The organism is Haladaptatus sp. (genome assembly GCF_049589095.1).
Lineage (GTDB): Archaea > Halobacteriota > Halobacteria > Halobacteriales > Haladaptataceae > Haladaptatus.
Map to the genome: position 1 here is coordinate 1 of NZ_JBAWAC010000088.1, position 1,633 is coordinate 1,633.

Annotated in this window: 3 protein-coding genes; all 3 read left to right on the forward strand. The window is 59.3% G+C overall.

All coding sequences use genetic code 11. The features are described 5' to 3' along the window. On the forward strand, positions 1 to 486 hold a 486-nt coding region (locus tag WBV42_RS03000), incomplete at its 5' end, for a succinylglutamate desuccinylase/aspartoacylase family protein (protein WP_423984719.1). 259 nt (positions 487 to 745) lie between these two features. After that, entirely contained in the window at positions 746 to 1,141 is a 396-nt protein-coding gene (sdhC, locus tag WBV42_RS03005) for a succinate dehydrogenase, cytochrome b556 subunit (RefSeq protein WP_423984720.1), read from the forward strand. Between the two features lies 1 nt (position 1,142). Next, a complete protein-coding gene (locus tag WBV42_RS03010) occupies positions 1,143 to 1,508 on the forward strand; it encodes a succinate dehydrogenase hydrophobic membrane anchor subunit (RefSeq protein WP_253227253.1) in 366 nt (121 codons plus the stop codon). The last annotated feature ends 125 nt before the right edge of the window (positions 1,509 to 1,633 follow it).

Below are 1,633 nucleotides of genomic sequence, written 5' to 3' on the forward strand. Positions count from 1 at the left end.
ATTCCGACCATCACCATCGAGATGGGCGAAGCACACCGCTTCCAACGACACTTCATCGACCGAGCGCTCGAAGGTGTGATGAGCGCCTTCGCGGAGTACAATCTCCACCCCGACGACCCGGTGAAATGGCCCGGATGGCGAACCGTCATCGACGACGAGAAGGAAAAGACGTGGCTCCGCGCGGACGTCGGGGGCCTCGTCGAGATGCATTACGACCGTGGCTCGCTGGTGTACGAGGGGACGCCAATCTGTTCCATCACGAACCCGTTCAAGACCGAAAGCGAGTCCGTCAAGGCACCGTTCACCGGCCTGCTCGTCGGTGTGCTGGAGAATCCGGTGGTCTACCCCGGAAACCCGCTCTGTCACATCGTGGAACTGAACGCGGACACCCGCCGCGCACTGAAACGTGACCGGGCACACGCGGAAACCGAGGGCGACGTGCAACCGCCGGGCTACGTCGGGGCACCCGAACTCGGCGACCAGTAACCATGATATCTGCGAAGGTTGCCGCATCATCCCGAAAGCGGCAATCCGTGAGTTCGAATTTTACTGATAGTTGGTTCCTGTAAGCGCTCAAACGTTCGTCGGATTCGTTATGGAGATCAGTCGATAGAGCCCCAGGGATGTGCGTCCATTTCGGATTCGGTACTGAGGGGCCAAGTGGTCAATCGAGGTTCAATTATGGGGCACATACGCGGACAGGTAGTAACTTCTATTTGCCCCCGGTACCGACCATTCGAGTGGCATGAGTCAATCGTATGATCGAGGCCTCATTGAGGACTTCGGCCGATGGCGTGAGTTTTCGGCCGGCATGTGGGCCTGGATCTTCCACAAATTTACCGGGTGGGTGCTCATCGGCTATCTGTTCACACATATCGCCGTGCTGAGTACCTCTACTGTCGGTAACGGGCACTACTACACCCAAACGATCCAGGGTCTCGAAGGGCTAACCGTCATCCGAATCGCCGAAGTCGGACTGATCGCCGTGGCTGTCTTCCACATTCTCAACGGCGTCAGACTCCTCTTTATCGACCTCGGACTCGGACTGGAATCGCAGGACAAGAGCTTCTACGCGTCGCTGATCGTGACCGCCATCATCGTGTTGGCGAGCATTCCGACGCTACTCACGGGGGCGTTCTGAAATGGCGGAGCGCTACTCCTCGTTCCGAAGCGGCAGCATGTCGTGGTTCCTCCAGCGCGTTACGGCGGCGTTCCTCATCGTCGTGCTGGCGTTCCACCTCTTCATGCTCCACTTCGTCAACCACGCCGAGGACGTGACCTTCCTCGGAACGCAGGCGCGGATGTCCCAGTGGGGATACTTCGCCACGATGACGTTGTTCCTCCTCACGGCGACGTTCCACGGCGTGAACGGCGTGTACGCGGCCCTGCTGAACCAGGGTCTCACGGGAAGCCGAAAGACGGCGGTGAAATGGGTACTCGTCGTGGCCGGCCTCCTGCTGGCCATTCAGGGTATCTACGTCGCACTCACCATGAACGGGTTGATGTAAATGAGCACGCAACTATCCGAAGACGCGGACCAGGAAAGCGAGACCGAACGCACCGAAACCCCCGGCGACCGCCGACGGGCCGCGAAAGGGGGAAACGAACCATCGAAAGTGCAGGAATCGACCGA

Excerpts from the sequence above, each read along its gene's own strand:
- WBV42_RS03010 (WP_253227253.1), top strand. The coding sequence starts at position 1,143 with ATGGCGGAGCGCTACTCCTCGTTCCGAAGCGGCAGCATGTCGTGGTTC.
- sdhC (WP_423984720.1), top strand. The coding sequence starts at position 746 with ATGAGTCAATCGTATGATCGAGGCCTCATTGAGGACTTCGGCCGATGG.